At 64.6% G+C, this 20,739-nt stretch carries 24 protein-coding genes; 12 read left to right on the top strand and 12 right to left on the bottom strand.

The genetic code is table 11. From position 1 onward, the window contains the following. Window positions 1–12: 12 nt before the first annotated feature. From VF34_RS24365 to VF34_RS14405, 5 genes are all read left to right on the top strand, one after another. Window positions 13–1,383, top strand: a complete 1,371-nt coding sequence (locus VF34_RS24365) for a PPE domain-containing protein (protein WP_052718672.1) — start codon at window positions 13–15, stop codon at window positions 1,381–1,383. A 2-nt stretch (window positions 1,384–1,385) separates the two neighbouring features. Continuing rightward, complete coding sequence (locus VF34_RS14420; RefSeq protein WP_032370034.1) at window positions 1,386–2,120, top strand: ESX secretion-associated protein EspG; 735 nt, start codon at window positions 1,386–1,388, stop codon at window positions 2,118–2,120. Between the two features lie 84 nt (window positions 2,121–2,204). After that, the gene (locus VF34_RS14415; RefSeq protein ID WP_231578225.1) at window positions 2,205–2,804 is read left to right on the top strand and encodes a hypothetical protein; all 600 of its coding nucleotides are present in this window, start codon (window positions 2,205–2,207) and stop codon (window positions 2,802–2,804) included. Continuing rightward, window positions 2,804–3,031 carry a helix-turn-helix domain-containing protein gene (locus tag VF34_RS14410; RefSeq protein ID WP_045841557.1) on the top strand — a complete coding sequence of 76 codons (228 nt, stop codon included), beginning with the start codon at window positions 2,804–2,806 and terminating at the stop codon, window positions 3,029–3,031. Before VF34_RS14415 ends, VF34_RS14410 begins: the two co-directional genes overlap by 1 nt. A 90-nt stretch (window positions 3,032–3,121) precedes the next feature. Continuing rightward, window positions 3,122–4,354: a TerD family protein gene (locus tag VF34_RS14405; RefSeq protein ID WP_231578224.1), complete on the top strand. Its 1,233-nt coding sequence runs from the start codon at window positions 3,122–3,124 to the stop codon at window positions 4,352–4,354. On the opposite strand, the gene VF34_RS14400 is transcribed toward VF34_RS14405, so the two are convergent. The 3 genes from VF34_RS14400 to VF34_RS14390 form a co-directional block, all read right to left on the bottom strand. After that, window positions 4,329–5,777: a glycosyltransferase family 87 protein gene (locus VF34_RS14400; protein WP_045841711.1), complete on the bottom strand. Its 1,449-nt coding sequence runs from the start codon at window positions 5,775–5,777 to the stop codon at window positions 4,329–4,331. The genes VF34_RS14405 and VF34_RS14400 overlap by 26 nt on opposite strands. 111 nt (window positions 5,778–5,888) lie before the next feature. Then, window positions 5,889–8,264: a transglycosylase domain-containing protein gene (locus VF34_RS14395; protein WP_442970658.1), complete on the bottom strand. Its 2,376-nt coding sequence runs from the start codon at window positions 8,262–8,264 to the stop codon at window positions 5,889–5,891. A gap of 339 nt (window positions 8,265–8,603) precedes the next feature. After that, the gene (locus VF34_RS14390) at window positions 8,604–9,035 is read right to left on the bottom strand and encodes a DUF5318 domain-containing protein (protein WP_027495064.1); all 432 of its coding nucleotides are present in this window, start codon (window positions 9,033–9,035) and stop codon (window positions 8,604–8,606) included. 99 nt (window positions 9,036–9,134) lie between these two features. Here VF34_RS14390 and VF34_RS14385 point away from each other — a divergent pair, with 99 nt between their 5' ends. Then, on the top strand, window positions 9,135–9,950 hold the full coding sequence (locus VF34_RS14385) for a DUF1707 SHOCT-like domain-containing protein (protein ID WP_231578222.1): 816 nt from the start codon (window positions 9,135–9,137) through the stop codon (window positions 9,948–9,950). 21 nt (window positions 9,951–9,971) lie between these two features. After that, entirely contained in the window at window positions 9,972–10,817 is an 846-nt protein-coding gene (locus tag VF34_RS14380) for a DUF1707 SHOCT-like domain-containing protein (RefSeq protein ID WP_156158524.1), read from the top strand. 26 nt (window positions 10,818–10,843) lie between these two features. Here the strand turns inward: VF34_RS14380 and VF34_RS14375 are convergent, their stop codons facing one another. From VF34_RS14375 to VF34_RS14365, 3 genes are read right to left on the bottom strand one after another with little or no spacing between them, the layout of a single operon-like run. After that, the gene (locus VF34_RS14375) at window positions 10,844–11,116 is read right to left on the bottom strand and encodes a DUF4235 domain-containing protein (protein WP_045841556.1); all 273 of its coding nucleotides are present in this window, start codon (window positions 11,114–11,116) and stop codon (window positions 10,844–10,846) included. Next, a complete protein-coding gene (locus VF34_RS14370) occupies window positions 11,113–11,391 on the bottom strand; it encodes a DUF3618 domain-containing protein (protein ID WP_045841555.1) in 279 nt (92 codons plus the stop codon). The genes VF34_RS14375 and VF34_RS14370 overlap by 4 nt, the downstream gene beginning before the upstream one ends. Beyond that, window positions 11,388–11,831, bottom strand: coding sequence for a phage holin family protein (locus VF34_RS14365; protein ID WP_231578221.1), 444 nt, complete (start codon window positions 11,829–11,831; stop codon window positions 11,388–11,390). The genes VF34_RS14370 and VF34_RS14365 overlap by 4 nt, the downstream gene beginning before the upstream one ends. Window positions 11,832–12,028: 197 nt before the next feature. On the opposite strand from VF34_RS14365, the gene VF34_RS14360 reads away from it, so the two are divergent. Then, the gene (locus VF34_RS14360) at window positions 12,029–12,619 is read left to right on the top strand and encodes a PadR family transcriptional regulator (RefSeq protein WP_027495058.1); all 591 of its coding nucleotides are present in this window, start codon (window positions 12,029–12,031) and stop codon (window positions 12,617–12,619) included. Next, window positions 12,612–13,694, top strand: a complete 1,083-nt coding sequence (locus tag VF34_RS14355; RefSeq protein ID WP_027495057.1) for an inositol-3-phosphate synthase — start codon at window positions 12,612–12,614, stop codon at window positions 13,692–13,694. Before VF34_RS14360 ends, VF34_RS14355 begins: the two co-directional genes overlap by 8 nt. A 95-nt stretch (window positions 13,695–13,789) precedes the next feature. Here VF34_RS14355 and VF34_RS14350 read toward each other — a convergent pair whose 3' ends face one another. Then, the gene (locus VF34_RS14350) at window positions 13,790–14,140 is read right to left on the bottom strand and encodes a nuclear transport factor 2 family protein (RefSeq protein ID WP_045841554.1); all 351 of its coding nucleotides are present in this window, start codon (window positions 14,138–14,140) and stop codon (window positions 13,790–13,792) included. 108 nt (window positions 14,141–14,248) lie between these two features. Between VF34_RS14350 and VF34_RS14345 the strand changes: the two genes are divergently transcribed. Both VF34_RS14345 and VF34_RS14340 read left to right on the top strand, forming a co-directional pair. Next, window positions 14,249–14,683 carry an MmcQ/YjbR family DNA-binding protein gene (locus VF34_RS14345; RefSeq protein ID WP_032385219.1) on the top strand — a complete coding sequence of 145 codons (435 nt, stop codon included), beginning with the start codon at window positions 14,249–14,251 and terminating at the stop codon, window positions 14,681–14,683. Beyond that, window positions 14,674–15,558 carry a LysR family transcriptional regulator gene (locus tag VF34_RS14340; protein ID WP_045841553.1) on the top strand — a complete coding sequence of 295 codons (885 nt, stop codon included), beginning with the start codon at window positions 14,674–14,676 and terminating at the stop codon, window positions 15,556–15,558. Before VF34_RS14345 ends, VF34_RS14340 begins: the two co-directional genes overlap by 10 nt. On the opposite strand, the gene VF34_RS25310 is transcribed toward VF34_RS14340, so the two are convergent. The 4 genes from VF34_RS25310 to VF34_RS14325 are packed head-to-tail and all read right to left on the bottom strand — an operon-like array spanning window position 15,542 to window position 18,871. Further along, entirely contained in the window at window positions 15,542–15,715 is a 174-nt protein-coding gene (locus VF34_RS25310) for a hypothetical protein (protein ID WP_167327633.1), read from the bottom strand. The genes VF34_RS14340 and VF34_RS25310 overlap by 17 nt on opposite strands. Beyond that, window positions 15,712–16,533 (bottom strand): carbohydrate ABC transporter permease, encoded by an 822-nt coding sequence (locus VF34_RS14335; protein ID WP_032367661.1) that lies wholly within the window; start codon window positions 16,531–16,533, stop codon window positions 15,712–15,714. Before VF34_RS14335 ends, VF34_RS25310 begins: the two co-directional genes overlap by 4 nt. After that, window positions 16,530–17,576 carry a carbohydrate ABC transporter permease gene (locus tag VF34_RS14330; RefSeq protein WP_196248930.1) on the bottom strand — a complete coding sequence of 349 codons (1,047 nt, stop codon included), beginning with the start codon at window positions 17,574–17,576 and terminating at the stop codon, window positions 16,530–16,532. The genes VF34_RS14335 and VF34_RS14330 overlap by 4 nt, the downstream gene beginning before the upstream one ends. Before the next feature lie 14 nt (window positions 17,577–17,590). Continuing rightward, window positions 17,591–18,871, bottom strand: a complete 1,281-nt coding sequence (locus VF34_RS14325; protein ID WP_032370043.1) for an ABC transporter substrate-binding protein — start codon at window positions 18,869–18,871, stop codon at window positions 17,591–17,593. Between the two features lie 188 nt (window positions 18,872–19,059). On the opposite strand from VF34_RS14325, the gene VF34_RS14320 reads away from it, so the two are divergent. After that, window positions 19,060–19,878: a DUF2786 domain-containing protein gene (locus tag VF34_RS14320; RefSeq protein ID WP_045841706.1), complete on the top strand. Its 819-nt coding sequence runs from the start codon at window positions 19,060–19,062 to the stop codon at window positions 19,876–19,878. Between the two features lie 3 nt (window positions 19,879–19,881). On the opposite strand, the gene VF34_RS14315 is transcribed toward VF34_RS14320, so the two are convergent. Next, window positions 19,882–20,691: a MerR family transcriptional regulator gene (locus tag VF34_RS14315; RefSeq protein ID WP_082079192.1), complete on the bottom strand. Its 810-nt coding sequence runs from the start codon at window positions 20,689–20,691 to the stop codon at window positions 19,882–19,884. Between the last annotated feature and the right edge of the window lie 48 nt (window positions 20,692–20,739).

Raw genomic sequence — 20,739 nt, 5'->3', positions numbered from 1 at the left:
CAAGGGGTGGGCATGGCGAATCCGTACGAGGAACTCGAAGCGACGATCGACGGGATAGTCACCAACATATTCGTGACCCCGGTGGGGCCCGAGCTCGTCGGCACCATGCTCGGGGAGGCGTTCGAGAAAGCGAACGGGGCATTCGACTACCGCGGTGACTACGAACCCAACGAAGTGACGATCACCGAACCGTTCGAGGTGATGTCACACGAGGACATCGCGGGCATGGTCGGGTCGTTGGCCATCGGGCCCATTGCGACTTCGTCGAAGAACTGGAACGACCTCTCGGCCGCCGCCGGCTCCGGATCCGACGGCTTCCGAACGGGTATCGAGGCGGCCATGGCGTCGGGCTGGTCCGGGCCGATGTCCGACGCCGTTCGGGGCGGCGTGGGCGATTACGTCTCGTCGGCGTCCGCGCTGGCCACGTCGATGAGTCTGATCGGGAACAAGCTGCTCGAAGCACACGCGGGATTCGAGCAGACCAAGTCGAGAATGCCGCCGGTGGTCGCGTCCGAGAGCAGCACCCTGATCGGTTCCCTGCTCCCCGTTCCGTTCGCCACGAAAACGGCGACGGCTGTGCAGGAGGAGCAGCAGAACGAAGCGCGCCGGATCATGCGATCGGTGTACGTACCGGGCGTGGTGCTGTCGGACACCAACGTTCCGGTGCTGCCGACGGCGCACAATCCCGTCGACGGCGGAGGCGGTGGTTCCACCGGCGGCTGGGCAGGCGGTTTCCCGCCGGGCAGTTTCCCGGCCGCCAGTGGGAGCGGCGGTGCGACGTCCGGTGGGGGCGCAGGCTCGGCAGGAGCCGTCGATCCCGCAGCGCAGTCGGCTGCGCAGCAGACCGATGCCGGCACCGCGACGCCTGGACAATCGGGCCCCGGGCAACCGGGTTCGAGTCCATCCGGACCGCTGCCGCCTGCAGATCGGTCCGGGGAAACCCGGGCCGCCGCAGCCGGTGGCCCCGGAAATGCTCCCGGGGGACTCGGAAGCAACGTGGGAGGCGGCGGTTCCTCGGGGACAGGCTCCCCGGGTGCCGGCTACGGCGGCTCGGGCTACAGCGGCTCCAACTACGGCGGCTCGGGCTACAACGGATCCGGTGGCGGTGTGGGTTCCGGTGCAGGTTTCGGCGGCTCTGTTCTCGGGTCTCCGATCGGTTCCGGCGGTTCCAGCGGCGGCCCGGGCGGCGCGAGTGCGGCGGCGGCCGGTCGAGCAGGGGCTCACGGTATGCCCGGAGTGGGCGGCATGGGCGCGGCAGGAGGTCGTGGCACCGGCGACAACGACGGAGAACACACCACCCCCGGCTATTTGATCGACGTCGGCAACGGCAGCGAACTGATCGGTGACCTGCCACTCGTCGCACCCCCGGTGCTCGGCGGTTGACGGTGACGCAGTGGACCATGCACGGCATGGATTTCGCGATGCTCTGCAGTCGATTCGGACGGGATCGGTTGCCCTACCCTCTGGCCGTCACCGTCGACGTCGATACCGAGGATCAGCTCCGACAGCTGCGGTGCGAAGCGTCGGCGAGGATCGACGCGCTGGTGGACGAGCGGCTCGAGGCAGCCATCGGAGTGGTGATCGACCCCGCTGTGCGCATCGAATGCCGAAGCGACACACACGACTTCGGGCACAGCCCGGTGCGCGTTCATGCAGCGGTGACCCACGATCTCGCGGTCGTCCTCACCCAACGACCTGGGCCGGACTGTTCGGTCACGATCGACACGGTGACCCCGGCATCTGCCCCCGTACGGATCGCCGAGTCCGTGCCGACCGTGCAGGCCGGACGCCGTGCGGCCGCCACCCTCGAACATCCCTGCACTGCAACCACATCGAGCGGAGCAATCCTGTCCACGGCCACTCGAAACGCGACTGCGGACGAGAAATTCGAGGCGTTTTTCGCCCGACCGCGATCGGCAGTCGGCGAGGTGATCGTCGCGCGCGGCGCCACCTACGACCACCGCCGCGATACCGATGCCGTCTCGTTCTTCTGGATGGACTTCGACGGGGACGGCCGCTACCTCGTTCGGTCCCACGCGTCGATCGACGTAGTACCCGCCGATTCCACCCGATTGGTCGCGGAAATCGGGCGGCAGTTGGAGTCGGCCTTACGCCGATGACACAGCCCACCCCTTGACACCGTATCGATTTTCGATAGGTTATCGATATTCGTTGTTATCGACTATCGATATGGAGGCGGCGGGATGGCATACGGACTGGGTTCCATGAGGACCAACAAGTGGGCGATGGTGTTCTACGGAGCACTGGCCGTGGGCTGGACCGGCTGGAAAATGTGGAAATACCACTCCTCGGACTACGTCAGCGCCACGGTCGAACCCGAGTGGAACACCCCGCCGGTGGAGTTGTTCGGAGGCCAGTTGCAACCGGGGAACTCGGTCGAGCTGAGCGTCCCGAAAGCCGAAATCGTACGACTGCTGGGCTTCATCGACGTGATGCGCTACGGATCCCTCGCCGTCGGACTGGTGATCATCCTGGTGGGCCTGCTGTTCTTCTACCGCTTCTGCGATCGCGTCATCGCCGGGAATCCCTTCACCAACGCCGCACGCACCGACGTCGTAGTGATCGGCGCGTGCATTCTCGCCTACCCCATCATCACTGGGTTCATGAACATGCTGGGCACCAACAGCGTCGTCGGTGCGCTCGAGCTGAGCGGGACCGTGGACACCGCTCGACCGGCCACCGGTCTCTGGATCGCAATCTTCGTGTCCACATTCCTGCAATTCGTCTACGCCACCATCGCCCAGGGCTCCAAGCTCGCTCGTGATGCCGATGGTCTGGTCTGATGGCCGAGGAGTTCGTCGACCATCTCGTCGTGTGTCATCTCGGCGATATCCTCGAAGCCCGCGGCATGACGCTCGCCGAGCTGTCGCGTCTGGCGGGGGTCAGCGTCGTGAATCTGTCGGTACTCAAGAACGACCGCGCCAAGGCCATCCGATTCTCCACCTTGACCGCCGTGTGCCGGGTGCTCGGCTGCACCCCTGGCGACCTGTTCACCCTCCGCCAGATCTGACCGACAGGCCTTCGCGGTCACATCAGTCGGACAAATCGACCAAGTACATTGGATGACGGTAACCAGCACTTCGAGAGAGAGTCCACCACATTGTCTGCTCCGGCCGGTCAACCGTTGTCCAAGGGTCAGAACGGCCCCCTCACCGTCGGCGACGTCGTCGTGTCCATCGCCCTGGCAGTGCCGGCCGATCTGTCTGCACTTCTGGTCACCGACGCCGGAAAGGTGCGCACGGACGCCGATTTCGTGTTCTTCAATCAGCCGACCGGTCCCGGTGTTCGCCTCGAACCAGGGCAGGGCGGGCCGGCGCGGCTCGCCGTCTCGCTCGTCGCAGTTCCGTCCGACATCGAGCAGATCCGTGCGGTCATCACCCTCGACGACGCATCGAGCAACTTCGGCCGATCGGCACCCCCGGTCGCGCGAGTCAGTGACACAGCGGGAAATGTGTTGTACGAGTACACGATCGACGGTCTCAGCTCCGAATCCATCGTCATCGCGCTGGAGATCTACCGCCGCCAGGGGAGCTGGAAAGTGCGCGCCGTGGGGCAGGGATACGCGGGCGGTTTCGCTGCGTTGGTGACCGATCACGGTGTCTCCGTGGACGACGCGCCGGCTCCGGCACCCACCCCGCCCCCTGCACCGCCGACGCCACCCGCCCCGGCCGCCCCGGCCGCGCCTCCCGCAGCCCCTCCCGCCCCGGTTCGCTCCGAAGCTCCGGAAGTCAGCCTCACCAAGTCCAAGCCCGTCAGTCTGTCCAAGGGCCAGAAGGTCACTCTCCGCAAGGACGGCGGCGTGGCCCTGACGGTGATTCGCATGGGCCTCGGCTGGGACCCGGTGACGACCCCGAAGAAGGGTGGACTGTTCGGCGGCGGAGGCCGTGCGGCGAACATCGACCTGGACGCGTCGGCAATCATGCTGGCAGATCGCAACGTCAACGATGTCGTGTACTACGGCCAGCTCAACGCCAAGGACGGGTCGATCACGCACAAGGGAGACAACCTGACCGGCGAGGGTGAGGGCGACGACGAGGTCATCGTCGTCGATCTGACGCGAGTACCCCAGCACGTCACCGGCATCGTCTTCACGGTCACCTCGTACCGCGGCCAGACGTTCGAGCAGGTCGCCAATGCGTTCTGCCGGCTGGTCGACAACACCACCAACACCGAACTCGCCCGCTTCACCCTGCAGGGCGGCATGCCGTTCACCGGATTGGTGATGGCGAAGGTCTACCGCCAGGGCAGTGAATGGAAGCTACAGGCCATCGGCGACGGCATCCAGGCCAAGCACGCCGGTGAAGCCGTCAAACAACTCGGCCGCTATATGTGACCGCACGCCGACCGGTTCGATCTGCAGCGCCGTCGAGTACGCCACCGAGCGGGTCGACGGCGCTGCCGTTTCGAATGAGATCCTCCGACGGCCGGTAGATCTGCCGAACGATCAACGCGCACAAGCCGATCACTGCGATATCGCGCACGACCACGGTGGTTGTGAACCACTGTTCGGGCAGACCCTTGTTGTCCACGCCCAGGTAGTAGTACATCCGGGGGAACCAGACGAACGTGTCGATTGCGATCCACGCCAACAGGATTCGACGATGCGGTAGAGCCAGGACCGCGAGAGGGACCAGCCACAGCGAGTACTGGGGACTCCACACCTTGTTGGTCAGCAGGAACCCGGCCACCACCAGGAATACCAACTGGGCCAGCCTCGGCCGGGTCGGAGCCGTCGTACCGATGTAGGCGATCAGCGCACACACGGCGGCGAAGAGCAGCAGCGTGACTGCGTTGAGAACCAGCGGCTTGTCCCCTGGATAGAGGGGGCCGTCGAAGCCCGTCCATCCGGTGAAGGAAGTGACGACGTTGTACAGCGAATCGGGGTCGGCTCCGCGCTCGGAGTTGAGCCGGAAGAACTCGTACCACCCCGTCGGATACAGCAGGGCCAGTGGAAGATTGACCGCAAGCCAGGCCCCGAGGGCAGCCACTGCGGTCAGCCCCCACTCGCGCATGCGGCCGGCCCGCCAGCACAACACCAGCAGCGGTCCGAGGAACAACAGGGGATAGAGCTTGGTGGCACCGCCGAGGCCCAGCAGTACACCGGCCAGTACGGGCCGCTTCTTGGCCCAGGCCAGCAGACCGGTGAGCGCGAATGCCGTTGCGAGAGCGTCGAAGTTGGTGAATCCATGCACGATCACCAGCGGTGAGGCAGCCACCAGGGCAGCGTCCCAGATGCGTCGTCCCGCCGAGATCGCCGTCGCCCACACGGTGACCAGCCACGCGACGGCCAATCCCAGAGCGACGACGTTGAAGTAGACGACCACAGGCAGGGCTTGCGGCAGGAAACTCAGTGAGTTCCATGCCTTTCCGACGACCATCGAGCCGTACTGGTACAGGCCGGCAATGACCGGGTACTCCATGTACCGGATCTGACTCGACCCGTCGGCCTTCGTTTCTTCCCAGGACTTCTTGTACGGAAACGCGCCTTGGTCGAGCCGCTCGGCACCGTAGAGCGGCACGGTGTCCGAGTAGCACATCGCCACGTACTGGCGACTGCCGCTCCAGTCGAGACCGAGTTCACCGTTCGGACCCACCGGTGCCTGTTGAATGCACGCCGCCTTGGCGAACCAACCGAAGCAGAGAAAGACCACCGCGAGCAACAGGATGACCCGCAGCGCAGTGAACCACCGTTGCCGACCGACCAGAGCGTGCGCGCCCACCGGCCCGCCGATGACCGAGGACAGTTCCTCGGTCATCGGATCGGTACGGCTGGGTGCGTCACGGTCCGTTGCACTCGCCGTGTCCAGGCGACCAGGACTGGCAAGGGTTCTGCCCTTGCGCTCGGGTTCGGTCGTCACCGTTCGGTGCTACTGGCCGGGAGTCGCCGGTTCGGGGGCTGCCGGCTCGGGTGCTGCCGGTGGCTGTGCGGGCTGAGCCGGGGCCAGACCCGGCAGCGGAATGGTGACGCCCGGCAGAATCTCGACCTGACGCGGCGTGATGACCACCGGCGGCGAGATCTCCGTCGGGATCGGCAGAGTCACGGGCGGCGGCGCGGACGGAGCCACCGTCGTGACCGGGGCGGCCGGTGCCGAGTACTGCGGGACACCTGCCTGACCGGCGATGGCCTCGGGCGTCGGGAACGTCTCGTTCGAGGTGCCCTCGAGCGTGCCGTCCATAGTCGCCTTCCAGATGTCCGACGGTATGCCCGATCCGTAGATCGGACCGCCGTAACTGTTCTCGAGCGGCAAGCCCTGCTCGGTACCGACCCACACCGCCGTCGACAGTGACGGGGTGTACCCGACCATCCAGGCGTCCTTGTTCTGCCCGGTATCACCGAGCTGCGCGGTACCGGTCTTCGCCGCCGATTGACGACCACCCGCGAGGTTGTGACCGTTGGAGTACCCGGCGATCGGACGCATCGCCGACGTCACGTTGTCGGCCACCGCCGCCGAGACGACCTGCTGACCGGCCTCGGGTGCACGATCGAGCAACACCGTGCCGTCGGCCGTGACGACCTTCTGCACGAAGTGCGGGGTGTGGTAGACGCCGGAGGCTGCCAGTGTGGCGTAGGCCGACGCCATATCGATCACCCGCGACTGGTACTGGCCGAGCACGATTCCGTAGTTCGGGCCCGCGTTGTCGGGCTCGGTCAGCGTGGGGCCGACGCCCTCGATCTCCTGCGGGATACCGAGCTTGTGTGCCATGTCCGCGATCGCCTGCGGGCCGTTGTCCATGCCCAGCATCATGCGGTAGAAGCTCGTGTTCAGCGACCGCTTGAGGGCTTCGGCGATGGTGCACGTGCCACAGGATTCGCCCTCGACGTTGCTGATCTGGATGCCGTTGACGTCGAGCGAGGAACTGTCGTACATCTTCGACAGCGGAATGCCTTGGTCCAAGGCAGCGGCGAGGCCGAACACCTTGAACGACGATCCGGTCTGCAACCCGGACTGAGCGAAGTCGAAACCGCGCCCGTCCGCGCCGCCGTAGTACGAGCGGACCGCGCCACTGCGCGGATCGATCGACACCGACGCCGTGCGCAGCTCCGACGGCTCACCCTGCAGGTTGTTGTCCACGGCCTCGACCGCGGCGGCCTGCGCCCTCGGATCGATCGTCGTCGTGATCTGCAGACCCTCGGTGTTCAGATCCTGATCACTGACCCCGACAGCCGACAACTCACGCAGTACCTGCGCCTTGATCAGACCGTTGGGACCTGCGTCGGCGGCATCACCCGAATCGACCTGAGAAATGGGGACCCACTGCGGATACTGCATCGCCGCACGCTGAGTCGCATCGAGCTGGCCCTGCGAGACCATGCCGTCGAGCACGTAGTTCCACCGCGACTGAGCCCCGGTGGGGTTGACTTCCGGATCGAGTCCGGACGGCTGCTGGATGGTCGCAGCCAGTACTGCGCCTTCCTCGACCGAGAGCTGATCGACGGATTTGCCGAAGTACGCCGTCGACGCGGCAGCGATGCCATAAGCGCCACGACCGAAATAGATGGTGTTCAGATACGCCGCGAGAATGTCGTCCTTGGACCATTGGCGAGCCATCTTCGACGAGATGACCAGCTCCCGCATCTTTCGCGTCAACGTCCGCTCGGAGCCGACCACCGCATTCTTGACGTACTGCTGGGTGATCGTGGAACCACCGCCCGCGCTGTCACGTCCGAGCACGTTGTCGCGCAGGGCACGGCCGAAGCCGGTCACCGAGAACCCGGGATTGGAATAGAAGTCGCGATCCTCCGCCGAGAGCACGGCGTTACGTACGTGCTCCGGAATCTGGTCGATCGTGACATCGGTTCGGTTGCCCTCGGGTGGCACCACCTTGCCGAGCACGCTCGACCCGTCGGAGGCGAAGATCGTCGCAACCTGATTGGTCCTGAGGTCACCGGGCCGCGGGACGTCCACCAGCGTGTACGCCACCATGAACAGCAGAATCGGCACTATCAGGCCCAAGGCGACCAACGCATACAACGTGCGTCGAACTACCCGCCACTTGGATTTCTTCTTCGTTTTCGCGGCGGAACCTCTTTCGGGGGGCTCGGGCGGTTCGTTGCCCGAGGAGCTAGCTGATGGATCGTTCGGTTCGTGTGGCGGCGGGACGGATCCCGATCGGGTGACACCTGCCGCGGCGTAGCGACCGTCACCGGGCGGTCGACCTTGCGGTGGCATCGGACGCTGCCCGGGAGGCGGACCCGGGCGTTGGCCGGCGGGAGGCATCGGCGGTCGACCCTGCGGTGGCATCGGACGCTGCCCAGGAGGGGGCCCGGGACGCTGGCCCGGAAGTGGCATCGGCGGTCGCCCCTGCGGTGGCATCGGACGCTGCCCGGGAGGCGGTCCGGGGCGCTGACCCGGAGGCGGTAGCGGACGTTGTCCCGGTGGGGGTACCGGACGACGTCCGGGTGGATCGGAATGGCGGCTGCCGCGCGGTGGTCCGGGCACGTCGGGGCGCCGTCCGGAGTCGCTACGGCCAGGTTCGTTGTTACCCGGGTTGTTGTCGTAGGGGGAACTCACGTACGAATCTCCAGTAATCTCGGCGGCCGCGTCGAATTCTCGGTGGCTGGGTTCAGCGAAGCGATTGTGTCATTCACTCGCAGTTCGACGGTTCGGTTGACGGGATCCCGATCGTGGGCGACGGGGTTGCTTGGGTGCGGGCACGGCCCCGAGGACGTAGGACTGGACGAGGTGATTCCAGCTGCACGAGCGGCAGACCTCGACCACATGGACCGAAAATTCCTCTTGGGTGGCAGCCAGCCGGCCGAGTTCGTCGGCCGTTCTCGCGGAGCCGGACAGGGGTCCGAGCTTCTCGCCGAACACCCACGACACCAGCGTGAGCTGCTCCTTCCGGCAGATCGGGCACACTACGTCGCTGCCGCGGCCGTGGAACTTGGCGGCACGTAGAAGATAGGGATCTGCATCGCAGACCGCTGCCACGCCCGTCCTACCGGAGTAGACCTCGGCCAGCAGCGACCGACGCTGAAGGGCGTAGTCCACCACCTGTCGCTGAAGTCGCACGAGAACCAGAGTACGTGCGGCAGTGTCGATGGAGACCTGCGATCCCCGCCTGGACGACGATCGACCCCCATTCCTTGGCCGAGAAACTATGCTCCACCTGTGCCGACGCGACTGTCACCCAGTACGCGAGCGCGTGATGTGGATCGCACCGATACTTGCGCCACGTTGGACGAAGCACTCGCCGATGGCCAGCTGTCCGATTTCGAGCACGCCGCAAGGATCGATCTGGCGAAGGAAGCCGACACGATCGCCGATCTGCACGCCCTCATCGAGGACCTTCAGAACGACACCGATCTGCCGCCGATGGCCGACCCGATCGAGTTCGCGCATCCGATCACGACGGCAAAGGGCTCACGCCTGGGCTTCATGGCCGTCGCGGTCCCTGCCGTTGCCGCACTCGTGGCGCTCACATTCGGCATTCGCGCGTGCTCGAACACCAATGACCCCGAATCGAGTCTCGGGTCGGCTGGGTACAAGAATCCTGCAGTCGTCGTGGATATCGTCGATGCACTGCAACAGAAGATCGGCACGTCGGTGGTCGACAGACTCGGGCTGTACGAGGACTACGCCGTCATTTCGGCACCTGCACCCGGGGTGCCACAGAAGCAGGTCAGCTACACCTATCGCAACGGCGTGATCGACGACTACGACGACAATTTCTCGAGCACCCGCGACTTCGACGAACCTCAGATCGACCTGGCGACGGTCGATCTGACGAAGGCAGCGGGAATCATCGCCGGTGCCCGCGAGAGCTTGAACATGAGTCGCATCGACAGCTACAACGTGAGCTTCCACGGCAGCGACAACGGTCCGCAAATTTCCGTCTCCGCCGACAACACCGACCAGGAAAGCGGAACTCTCCTATTCGATCCCGCAGGCAACTTCCTGCGTGTCACGCCGTTTTCGTTCGGCTGATGTGTCCGGAAAGGAGGCCGCATGATGGCACAACGACCCGATTTTCGCGCCCGTGAAATCGACCGCGCGCTGACCGCCACCGTTCTGGATTCCGCATACGCCGACGGCCAGCTCACCTTCGACGAGCACCGCCTACGCAGCGAACGTGCGCGGGTGGCCATCACCCTGCGCGACCTACGACGCCTGGTCTCCGACCTACAAATCGACGTCGACCTTCCGGAACCACCGCCGCGAACATCCGAACCGAAGAACCGGCTACTGCTGGCACTCGGCTCGGTCGTCATCGTGACTGTAGGGCTGGTGGTGTTTCTGTCGACCAGGACCAGCGAAGAACCGGTTCCGACTGCTGCCGTCGTCGCGTCCACGACGACGCGCAGCGTGACCCCCACCGTGCCGATGGACCTGCCGGTCGACGTCACCCCGATAGTCGCTCGCCCGTTAGTTTTCGACACGGCAGCCGGACTCGACGATTTCCGAGAACGCTACGTGCAACGTTTCGGCAGTTCGCAGGTTCTCGAGGTGTTCATTCAGATGGACGGCAACCGTGCCGACGTCTATCGCCCGACGGCAGAGGGCCGACGAGAGCGCGTGTTCGTCTCCGGGGGGTTCGAGGTGTATCACGAAACCGACGCGCCAGACGCACAGGAGGCTCTTTTCGACTGGACCACAATCGATTCCGCGGTTCTGGCAGGCCTCGTCGCGGGAACGCCCGAGGCCGTCGGGGTCCCGGACGCCGCCGTCGAGTACGTCATGATCACCGACTCCCGCGGTGAGCAGCGCATCTCGATCACCGCAAAGAACTACGACGATCAGGGTGGCCGTGTCGAAGCGGACTTCGCGGGCAACATCGTCTCAGTAAGCCGATAGACGCCGCGAATCATGTTGCGTGTCAGCTACTTCGGGCTCTCGTGCGTGATGGCGCGGTAACCGGTTGCCCCTGCCCTGTCGACTGCGGCCTTGACGACGCCGAACACCGCACCGTGGACAGCTGCCGCGATCAGCACCTCTCCGACGGAGCGATTCAGATCCTTCGGGTCGGGGGCCGCCGCGTCGTCGTCGCCGACGTGCTTCCACACCTGCTTGAACACCGCGCCGGCCGCCAGCCCGCCGAGCACACTCGTCGCCAACGACATCGGTCTGTAGAACGCCTTCGATACTGCACTCATCGAAACACCTTTCTCGCACGTCGGCGACGAAGAAGAACCGTCACCAACACTGCGGTCACCACGAAGCCCACGGCCCCTGCGGCAGTGCCGGGCCTACTGCGCACCGCATCGGAGGCACGTGTCGCCTGACGAGAGGCCTCGTTGCCCACTCGGGTGGGGATGTCGGCTTTGGCCGCGAGAGCGGCGACGGTGTCGGCCAGTTCGGAACGCTGCTCCTCGATGCTGGGCGGCTGATCGGAGTTGCCGGGAACGCTGTGGGCCGGTGTGTCGGTCATCGGATTCCTTCCTTCACCGCGGTGATGTCGTCGCCGATACGTGCTGCGGTGTCCTCGGGAATCGGTGGCAAGGCTTTCTTGGCCCGGGACGCGCCGACTGCGGCCAGGATGCCCCCGATCGCCAGCACCACGATCGCGACGATCAGCGCTGCGAGCCATGCGGACAGCACTGTCGCCAGTCCGAGCACTGCGGTAGCGATCAAGGTGGCGAGCCCGAGGAACAGCAGCAGCGCACCCGCGCCGGAGATTCCGACGCCTACCCCGAGGCGGCTTCCCTTGCTCTTGACTTCGGCGAGTCCGGCGTCGATCTCGGTCCGGACGAGCGTCGAGACCTGAGTAGTCAGTCGCTCGATCAGCTGCACCGTCGACAGGTCCGCCACGTGGGAACCGCGCTCGGACTCGCCGTTCGACAGCGGGGGCGGTTGATCGTATTCGTGCATGATGCGCTCCTTCGATGTAGTGCCGTCCTGTGTCGATACCCGCGAAGGACCCCGAAAAACACGCCCACAAATGCCGATTCGCGCGATGTAACCGGCCATTGGTTTGTCACTTCATGTATCGGCGCGATACATTCTCCGATAGTGTGGCTCATCGCATCGCCAGGATGTGATAGTTGGATTCGAGAAGGGGGAGTTGCATGCTCGAGCTCGCAATTCTCGGACTGCTTCTCGAATCACCCATGCACGGTTACGAGCTTCGCAAGCGGCTGACCGGCCTGCTCGGAGCATTTCGTGCGTTTTCGTATGGATCGCTGTACCCGGCGCTCCGTCGACTACAAACCGACGGGCTCATCGCCGAGGACGCCGGTCCCGAACTGCTCGTGAAAAGACGAGCAAAACGGGTGTACGTGCTCACCCCCCTCGGCAGGGAACGATTTGCCGAACTGGTGGCCGACACCGGACCGCAGAACTACACCGACGACGGATTCGGCGTACATCTGGCCTTCTTCAGTCGAACCCCGGCAGAAGCTCGGGTCCGCATTCTCGAAGGCAGACGACGCCAGGTCGAGGAGCGCCGAGAAGGCCTCCGCGACGCTGTGGCCAAGGCGAACGGAACACTCGACCGCTACACCCGGCAACTCCACCAGCTCGGTCTCGAATCGAGCGAACGCGAGGTGCGCTGGCTCAACGAAGTCATCGCAGCCGAGCAAGCCGCCCCCAACCCAGCACCGTCCCACACAGCACCAAACAGGACAGTCAAGACAGAAGGAGAACCCGACCATGGGTGAGAACAACAACGCAATCCGCGTGGCCATTGTGGGTGTGGGCAACTGCGCCTCATCCCTGGTCCAGGGTGTCGAGTACTACAAGGACGCAGACGAGAACGCCACCGTTCCCGGCCTGATGCACGTCATGTTCGGCAAGTACCACGTCCGCGACGTCGAGTTCGTCGCCGCGTTCGACGTCGACGCCAAGAAGGTCGGCTTCGACCTCTCCGAGGCCATCTTCTCCAGCGAGAACAACACCATCAAGATCGCCGACGTGCCCCCGAAGGACGTCCACGTCCTGCGCGGACCGACCCTCGACGGCCTCGGAAAGTACTACCGCGAGACCATCACCGAGGCCGACGGCGAAGCAGTCGACGTCGCACAGGCACTGCGTGACGCCAAGGTCGACGTCCTCGTGTCCTACCTCCCCGTCGGATCCGAAGAAGCCGACAAGTTCTACGCACAGGCCGCCATCGACGCAGGCGTCGCCTTCGTCAACGCCCTCCCCGTCTTCATCGCCTCCGACCCCGTCTGGGCCAAGAAGTTCGAGGACGCTGGCGTCCCCATCGTCGGCGACGACATCAAGAGCCAGGTCGGTGCCACCATCACCCACCGCGTCATGGCCAAGCTGTTCGAAGACCGCGGCGTGCAGCTCGACCGCACCATGCAGCTCAACGTCGGCGGCAACATGGACTTCCTCAACATGCTCGAGCGCACCCGCCTCGAGTCGAAGAAGATCTCCAAGACCCAGGCCGTCACGTCGAACCTGCAGAAGGAATTCAACGCCAAGGACGTCCACATCGGACCGTCCGACCACGTCGGCTGGCTCGACGACCGCAAGTGGGCCTACGTCCGCCTCGAAGGCCGCGCCTTCGGTGACGTTCCCCTGAGCCTCGAATACAAGCTCGAGGTCTGGGACTCGCCCAACTCCGCCGGCGTCATCATCGACGCAGTCCGCGCCGCGAAAATCGCCAAGGACCGCGGCATCGGTGGACCGGTCATCCCGGCTTCCGCCTACCTGATGAAAAGCCCGCCGAAGCAGCTGGCCGACGACGTCGCTCGCGAACAACTCGAAGCATTCATCATCGACGCGTAAATCTCCGCGGCACTGACGCCCGCCGGTCCACTCAACGTGACATTGACCCCCGAAAAGGCCACCAAATGTCACATTGAGTACCGGCGGGCGTTCGTCTATCCCGCCTCGACGATGGCGCGCGGGTCGAAGGTCACCCTGATTTCGGTGATTTTGCCGTTCTCGATTCGTTGCCAGTTCGCGGTGGGGGCCGGGGGTGCGACGGACGTGTGCAGGTCGAACCACGTGAGCACGTTCGGGCCATTGGCGAAGACGTGCGCGATGTCGATGTCGGTGACGATCTGCGACATTCCCTTCAACCCGGCGACGCATTCTTCGCCGCTGTCGGCGGTGCCCAGTGGCCCCCGAAACGTGGCGTCTTCGTGCAGGATCGACGCCAGAGTGTCGAAGTCCTTCGCCTTCCAGGCCTCGAAGTAGGTTGCTGCAATTTGTGCGGGTGTCTGTGTCATGGATTCGAGTCTCGAACCGGCGCATTCAGAAGTCCAACAGTTGGTTCCGATCATCGCCAGAACTTCTACTCATAGCCGCAGCTAGACAATACGCGCTAAAGTTCTCGCGTGGCCATCGATCCCACCTCGAAGCATCCGATCCTCGAACGCGTTCGCGCTCTGGCGTTCGCGTATCCCGACGTGACCGAGAAGGTTTCGCACGGCAGGCCGACCTTCCGCACGACCTCGGTGTTCGTCTACTTCGGCGGCGGCGTCAAAGGCGGCGATCAGTTCGATCTGTCGATCATCGTCAAATGCGAGAGCGCCGAGGAGCAGCGAGCCTGCGAACTCGAGCCGCGCTACTTCCATCCCGCCTACCTCGGACCCGCAGGCTGGGTGGGATTCGACCTGAGCAGTGACCGCAAAGACAAGGCCGACAGCGATGTCTGGGCCGAAGCCGCCGAACTGATCGACTGCAGCTACCGCGTCACCGCACCGAAGCGCGCGATAGCCCGCCTCGACGCCGGCGAAGGTCCCGATCTCGGAGTACAGCAATGGAACTGAGGCAGCTCGAGTATTTCGTCGCGGTGGCCGAGGAAGCGAACTTCACCCGCGCTGCCGCCCGCGTGCACATCAGCCAATCGGGGGTCAGCGCGCAGATCAGGGCGCTCGAGCGCGAACTCGGTACCGAGCTGATCGACAGATCCGGTGGCACAGCCACTTTGACCACAGCCGGCCACGCGGCGTTGCCGCAGGCCCGCGCGACACTCGCCGCGGCCGGATCCGTCAAACAATCCGTCGACGATGTGACGGGCCTGCTGCGCGGCACACTGAGCATCGGTATGGTCACCGCCTGCACCGTTCCCCCACTGTTCGACGCGTTGGCGGGCTTCCACGCGGCACATCCCGGCGTCGACATTGCTTTGCGCGAGGGTAATTCGGACGATCTCGTCGCAAATGTTCGATCCGGCGAGATCGATCTTGCGTTGGTCGGTCTCGCTTCTCGGACCCCCGCCGGACTCGAATCGATGGTGGTGATCGACGAACGAATTGTTGCAGCCGTGCCGGCGGAGCATCCACTGGCAGCGCAGAAGGACGCGACACTCGCCGAGGTGTGCGAGTATCCGATCGTTGCCCTTCCGCCGGGCACCGGAATTCGTGCGGTGTTCGACAGGGACTGCGCCGGGGGAGGTCTGACACCATCGATCACGTTGCAGGCCAGCGCACCTGACGCGGTGGCAGACCTCGCAGCCCGCGGTTTGGGGGTCGGGATTCTCAGCCGGTCGATGGCCGAGTTCTACGGCGACCGGCTCGTCGCGATCGAGCTGACCGACTCGCACACCGCCGCCCTGCTGGCCCTGGTGTGGCGCAGCGCGATGAGTCCGGCACTGGCCGAACTGGTGGGTATCGCGACGACGAGTTTCAGCGAATCTTCTTGACGGTGAACCACAGTGCGACCAGCAAGCCGAGCAGCGCTACGGACGGCAGCACGCCGGGATCACCTCCGATGATCCCGGCTACGGCGAAACCGAGAGCTACCAGCGCGAAGAACCCGAGAATGCCTGCCAACAACTGCAGGTGGTCCTGCGCTGTCACGACTTGACGCCGCCCGCCGTCAGTCCGGAGATGATGCGGCGCTGGAACAGCAGCACCATGATCACCAGTGGAATCGCAACGATGGTGCCCGCGGCCATGATCGCGGCATACGGCACCACGAGCGGATCGTTGCCGGTGAACCGCGCGATGGCGACGGTCACCGGTTCGGTCTTGTCACTCGAGAGCTGACTGGCGAGCAGGTACTCGTTCACTGCGGCGATGAACGCGAGAATCGCGGTGGTGAACAAGGCAGGCGCGGCGAGCGGGAGCATCACCAGGCGGAATGCCTGGAATCGTCCGGCACCGTCGATCCGCGCGGCTTCTTCGAGCTCCCAGGGCAATTCGGCGAAGAACGCCGCCAGCGTATAGATCGTCAGCGGTAGGACGAACGAGATGTTCGGGATGACCATCGCCTGGTAGCTGCCGATCCAGCCGATGTTGGTGAAGAACTGGAACAGCGGGGTCACCAATGCGACGACGGGGAACATCGACGCACCCAAGATGATGCCCGTCACCACGTACTTGAAGCGAAAGTCGATGCGCGAGAGTGCGTATGCGGTGAAGATGCCGATGACCAACGCGATCAGTGTGGTCGCGCCGCCCACGATCAGACTGTTGCCCACCGCACGCAGGAAGTTGTTGCCGTTCGCCGTCGACAACGCGTTCTCGAAGTTCTCCCACGTGACGTGCGTCGGCCACGGCGTCGTGTCGAAGGTGTAGCGCGGGTCGCGGAATGCGGTGACGACCATCCAATAGAACGGTGCCAGTCCCCAGACGAGAATGACGACGACGCCGAGATAGATGCGAGCTTGCTTCATCGGCCGGGCCCCTTGCGCTGATTGTCCTGAGTGGCAACGGCATTGGCACCGAGGAACTTCACCAGGATGAACGCCACGACGAAGATCATGATGAACGAGATCGTCGACAGCGAGGCAGCGCTGTTGAATCCCTGCCGAATCTGATCCACCACCAGGATCGAGATGGTCCGGGTGGCGGGATTGCCCTCGGTGAGGATGGCCGGCAAGTCGTACATACGCAGCGCGTCCATGGTGCGGAACAGAATTGCCACCATCAACGCGGGCTTGACCAATGGCAGTGTGATCTTGGTGAACCGCTGCCACGCCGACGCACCGTCGACGCGAGCCGCCTCGTAGACGTCGGCGGGAATCATCTGCAACCCGGCCAGAATCAACAGCGCCATGAACGGCGTCGTCTTCCACACGTCGGCGATGATGACGGCGAAACGAGCGGGCCACGCGTCACCGGTCCACAGAATGTTCGTTCCCAGAATGCGATTGGCGACACCGTCGTACGCGAAGATGAAGTACCAGAGCTTGGCCGTGACCGCCGTCGGGATCGCCCAGGGGATCAGGATTGCCGCGCGCAACAGGGCGCGTCCGGCGAAGGTCTTGCCCATGATGACGGCCATTCCGAAGCCGATGACCACCTCGATGGACACCGTGACGACCGTGAAGAACGCGGTGTTTCCGACGGCACCCCAGAACTGCGACCCCAGCGTTCCCGGCGGGCAGGGCACCGATGTGCCCGACGCCGAGGTGCATTGCTGCAGAATCCAGTGCGTGTAGTTGTCGAAGCCGGCAGATCCACCGGTGACGAACATGCCGGTGGCGGGATCGAGACCGGGATCCTTGGAGAAGGACATCACCAGGGCTCGGATCACCGGGTAGACGATGACGATCGCGAGGATCACCATCGTCGGTGCGATCAACAGCCAGGCCCGACCCTGCGTCAGGCCGAACCGCTTGTTCTTGGACCGCACATGCCGACCGCGGCCGGGGGACGAGCCCCCGGCCGCGGTGGTTGCGGCGGCCCCACTGGTCACACCAGCAGGTACAGCCATTGGTTCTCCCGAAATCAGTTGGCGCCGGCGGTTTCGATACCGGCCTGCATGTCCGTGATCGCCTGGTCGACGCTCTTCTCACCCTTGATGGCGGCAGAGACGTTGTCCTGCACGGCCTTCGAGACGGCCGGGTAGAACGGGGTGACGGGACGCGGAACGGCGTTCTCGATGGATGCCTTCAATGCGGGAAGGTACGGCATCGCGGCGATCAGTGCGGGATCGTCGTACAGCGAGGAGAGCACGGGCGGCAAAGCACCCTCGGCGATGATGCGCTGCGCCTTCTCGCCCTGCATGAAGCGCAGGAAGTCGGCAGCAGTGGCCTTGTTCTCGGAGTACGCGCTGATCGCGGCGTTGTATCCGCCGAGCGTCGAGGTGCCCACTCCGGTGACGCCGGGAAGCGGTGCGACCGCATACTTTCCGACCACAGCCGAACCTTCTTCTGCGGCGGTGCCGTAGACGTACGGCCAGTTGCGCAGGAACAGTGTCTTTCCGTCCTGGAACGCCTGCTGGCTGTCGGACTCCTTGAACGTGGTGTCCTGGGCCGGGATGACGCCGGTCTCGAACGCGGTGACCAGAGTCTGCAGTCCGGCCTTGGCTTCCGGGCTGTTGACGGTGGGGGTCTTGCCGTCTTCGCCGACGATCGATCCGCCGTGCGCGTTGATGATCTCCGACGCGTTGGCCGTCAGACCCTCGTAGGGGGCGAATTGCCCTGCGTAGCAGTCGATGTTGTTGTCGCGGGCGACCTGGCAGTCCTCGGTGAGCTCGGCCCAGGTGGTGGGTGCTTCGGGGAGCAGATCACTGCGGTAGTAGAGCAGTCCGCCGTTGGTGTTCTTCGGTGCGGCGTACTGCTTGCCGTTGTAGGTCGCGCTCGCGACGGTCGCCGGAAGAACGCCTGCGTTGTCGAGTGCGAATTCGCCCTCGAGCGGCACGAGCCAGCCCTTGGCCGCGAACTCGGCGGTCCAGACGACGTCGAGTGCCATGACGTCGTAGTCGCTCTGCTGCGCCTGGAGCTGCTGAACGAAGTCGTCGTGGGCCTGATCGGCGTCGGCGGACTGCTCCTTGAAGGTGACCTGCTGATCAGGGTTGGCGGCGTTCCACTCCGAGATGATCTGCTGGACGACACCGGTCTCGGTGGTGTCCTGGCCCTCTACATACGTGATAGGTCCACGGCCGTCGGCATTTTCGGATGCAGCACCCGAATCGCCGCTCGAACCGCTGTCGCTCGAACATCCGGTGAGCGTCAGCAGCGTGGCTGCTGTCGCAACCACTGCCACCTTCGTGATCAAAGACGCCATTGTTTTCTCCACTTACTTCTACGCGGTGGTATGCGCCCGGAGATGGGCACGCAGAATCGTGCTGTGATGCTCCCCCGACACATATGTCGATGGGTACTGTGGCACACAACTCACCGCGTAGGGGTCATTATCGAGTTCCTGAATCGGTCAACCCGGACGTGTCGGAGGTGCCCGGTACCCTTTCGCTCATGAGTTCGGACAAGATGCTGACGCGAATCGGCGGATTGCTGCGTCAGGCGGAGTCCACCGACAACCCCCACGAGGCCGAGGCCTTCATGGAGGCCGCGCAGCGTTTGGCCACGTCGGCGTCGGTGGACCTGGCGGTGGCGCGTTCGCACAGCGCATCCCGCGAACGGCAGGCGACGCCGACTCAGAAGGTCATCCCCATCGGTGAACCGGGCAAGCGTGGACTCAAGACCTACGTTCAACTGTTCGTCGCCATCGCTCATGCAAACGATGTCCGGTGCGATGTCGCCAGATCGTCGACGCAGGTGTTCGCCTACGGTTTCGACTCGGACATCGAGACCACCGAAGCCCTGTACTCCTCTTTGCTGATTCAGATGGTCCGAGTGTCCGACGCGTACATCAAGTCCGGTGCCTACAAATCCGAGACGGCCATCCGCACCGTCACCGAGGTCAAGAATCGTCGCCGCTACACCCGACGCGAGGAAGTGCCCGTCGCCGCCGTGACGGCGCGTCTGAACTTTCAGACGGCATTCGCGTCGCGCATCGGTCAACGGCTCGCGGAGGTCAAGAAGGACACCGAGGCCAAGGCCATCGCGCAGGAGACCTCCGGTGCCGGAACCGCTCTGGTGTTGCGAGACAAGGAGATCGAGCTACGCGACTACTACCGGCAGACGTCCACTGCACGCGGGCACTGGCGAGGCCAGAGCGCGAACGCCGGGTACTCCGAGGGCGCACGCAAGGCCGGAGATCGAGCGGGACGAAACGCGAAGATCGGTGCCCACGCAGAGATCGGCGGAGCAAGCCGGCAGCTGGGCCGCTGACTGCTACGTGGCCGGTGATGCCGTGAACACCGGCCATCCGATCTCGGTATGCCAGAGCGTCGGATTCTCGGTATCCCGCGGCCCGACGACATAGACCTCGCGAACCGGCCCCGCGATGGCGAGGCCGTTGGTCTCCACGTGCACCCCGAGCGCACCGTACGTGACGTCGATGTCGTCGTGGGGTCCGTGATGAACCGTCACCGCGAGTTCGACGGGAGGCAGCGTCATCGGCCGAACTCTGCCGACGGATGGCGCATCGACGGTGGGAACGTAGACGGTCAACTCACCCCGCCCGTCGGTGAAGAGATCGTTGTCGTACAACCCGCCCGGCGGCCCCGTGGTGTCCGATACGACCGCGTCGATCTCGGCCATCGCGTCCGAGTACCAGCCCAGCACGTCGGACGCGTCGACCATCTCGGAAATGGCTGCGACAGAACACTGTTCAGTGAGAATGCGTCGGACATCGATCGCGGGCGGAGTGGGATCGAGCAACCGGCGCAGCGCCGTCACCGCTGATCTGGTGTCGTCCAACTGACGCTCGAGTCGAGTGAGATGTTCGGTGATCAGTCGAGCGCGGGCATCGGGATCGGGTGTCTGCACGATTGCCCGCACCTCCCGCTCCGGCATCTGCATCTTCCGGAATCGACCGATGATCTGCGCGACCCCGACCTGATCGGTGGCGTAGTACCGGTAGCCCGAGTAGTCGTCGACCGTCGCGGGCTCGAGCAAACCCGACTCGTGATAGCGACGCAGGGTCTTCACCGACAAATGGGTGATTCGCGAGAACTCGCCGATCGTGAGCAATCCGTTCATGTCGATATTCTCGCCCCTCCCCGTGGGGGAGAGTCGACTCTCCCGGGG

The sequence above is a fragment of the Rhodococcus sp. PML026 genome (assembly GCF_000963615.1).
GTDB lineage: Bacteria > Actinomycetota > Actinomycetes > Mycobacteriales > Mycobacteriaceae > Rhodococcoides > Rhodococcoides fascians.
Note: the sequence above shows the minus strand (reverse complement) of the source record. Positions and strands in the feature narration are given on the sequence as shown.

What these genes read in the sequence shown, in the direction of transcription:
- VF34_RS24365 (WP_052718672.1), top strand. Translation starts at nt 13, where the DNA reads ATGGCGAATCCGTACGAGGAACTCGAAGCGACGATCGACGGGATAGTC.
- VF34_RS14415 (WP_231578225.1), top strand. Translation starts at nt 2,205, where the DNA reads ATGGCATACGGACTGGGTTCCATGAGGACCAACAAGTGGGCGATGGTG.
- VF34_RS14410 (WP_045841557.1), top strand. Translation starts at nt 2,804, where the DNA reads ATGGCCGAGGAGTTCGTCGACCATCTCGTCGTGTGTCATCTCGGCGAT.
- VF34_RS14400 (WP_045841711.1), bottom strand. Translation starts at nt 5,777, where the DNA reads ATGACCGAGGAACTGTCCTCGGTCATCGGCGGGCCGGTGGGCGCGCAC.
- VF34_RS14395 (WP_442970658.1), bottom strand. Translation starts at nt 8,264, where the DNA reads ATGCCACCGCAGGGTCGACCGCCGATGCCTCCCGCCGGCCAACGCCCG.
- VF34_RS14380 (WP_156158524.1), top strand. Translation starts at nt 9,972, where the DNA reads ATGATGGCACAACGACCCGATTTTCGCGCCCGTGAAATCGACCGCGCG.
- VF34_RS14375 (WP_045841556.1), bottom strand. Translation starts at nt 11,116, where the DNA reads ATGAGTGCAGTATCGAAGGCGTTCTACAGACCGATGTCGTTGGCGACG.
- VF34_RS14370 (WP_045841555.1), bottom strand. Translation starts at nt 11,391, where the DNA reads ATGACCGACACACCGGCCCACAGCGTTCCCGGCAACTCCGATCAGCCG.
- VF34_RS14365 (WP_231578221.1), bottom strand. Translation starts at nt 11,831, where the DNA reads ATGCACGAATACGATCAACCGCCCCCGCTGTCGAACGGCGAGTCCGAG.
- VF34_RS14360 (WP_027495058.1), top strand. Translation starts at nt 12,029, where the DNA reads ATGCTCGAGCTCGCAATTCTCGGACTGCTTCTCGAATCACCCATGCAC.
- VF34_RS14355 (WP_027495057.1), top strand. Translation starts at nt 12,612, where the DNA reads ATGGGTGAGAACAACAACGCAATCCGCGTGGCCATTGTGGGTGTGGGC.
- VF34_RS14350 (WP_045841554.1), bottom strand. Translation starts at nt 14,140, where the DNA reads ATGACACAGACACCCGCACAAATTGCAGCAACCTACTTCGAGGCCTGG.
- VF34_RS14340 (WP_045841553.1), top strand. Translation starts at nt 14,674, where the DNA reads ATGGAACTGAGGCAGCTCGAGTATTTCGTCGCGGTGGCCGAGGAAGCG.
- VF34_RS14335 (WP_032367661.1), bottom strand. Translation starts at nt 16,533, where the DNA reads ATGAAGCAAGCTCGCATCTATCTCGGCGTCGTCGTCATTCTCGTCTGG.
- VF34_RS14330 (WP_196248930.1), bottom strand. Translation starts at nt 17,576, where the DNA reads ATGGCTGTACCTGCTGGTGTGACCAGTGGGGCCGCCGCAACCACCGCG.
- VF34_RS14325 (WP_032370043.1), bottom strand. Translation starts at nt 18,871, where the DNA reads ATGGCGTCTTTGATCACGAAGGTGGCAGTGGTTGCGACAGCAGCCACG.
- VF34_RS14320 (WP_045841706.1), top strand. Translation starts at nt 19,060, where the DNA reads ATGAGTTCGGACAAGATGCTGACGCGAATCGGCGGATTGCTGCGTCAG.
- VF34_RS14315 (WP_082079192.1), bottom strand. Translation starts at nt 20,691, where the DNA reads ATGAACGGATTGCTCACGATCGGCGAGTTCTCGCGAATCACCCATTTG.